General features: G+C 48.0%; 1 pseudogene. It reads left to right on the plus strand.

Annotated elements, in window-relative coordinates:
• Positions 1 to 690 (plus strand): annotated as a pseudogene (locus tag R7Z77_RS25745) (bifunctional glutamine synthetase adenylyltransferase/deadenyltransferase); the annotation flags it as partial.

Consider the following 690-nt stretch of genomic DNA (forward strand, 5'->3'; position numbering starts at 1 on the left):
CTGATGCACAGTTTGGTTTACCGCGAGTACTGCACTTACTGCACAATATTTGCACGCGCACGACGTACTTAGAATTGTTGGATGAACACCCGGCCGCATTGGTGCAGTTAGTGCGCTTGTGTACCGCAAGTCCGATGATTTCTGAACAGTTGTCTCGTTATCCAATCCTTCTGGATGAGTTGATAGATCCTCAACAGCTGTACAACCCAATTCCACTCGATAGCTATCGCACTGAATTGCGCGATTTCCTTGCCCGTATTCCCGAAGATGATATGGAGCAGCAAATGGAAGCGCTGCGTCAGTTTAAGCAAATTTGTATTCTACGTATTGCCGCAGCGGATATCGCTGGCGTGCTACCAGTCATGAAAGTAAGTGATCACTTAACTTATCTAGCAGAAGCCATTGTTGAAGCGGTGGTCAGCCAAGCGTGGCTTCAAGTGTCTGAAAAATACGGCGAGCCAACACACGTGAAAGACCGTGAAGGCAAAGGCTTTGCCGTGATCGGTTATGGTAAAGTCGGTGGATGGGAGTTGGGCTACAACTCAGACTTAGATATCGTCTTTATGCACGACTGCCCAGTTAATGTATACACCGATGGGAAGAAGGAAATTGACGGCCGCCAGTTCTACCTTCGTTTAGCACAGCGCATCATCCATATTTTCTCAACCCGCACCGCATCAGGCATTCTAT

The organism is Vibrio sp. 1401 (genome assembly GCF_033340295.1).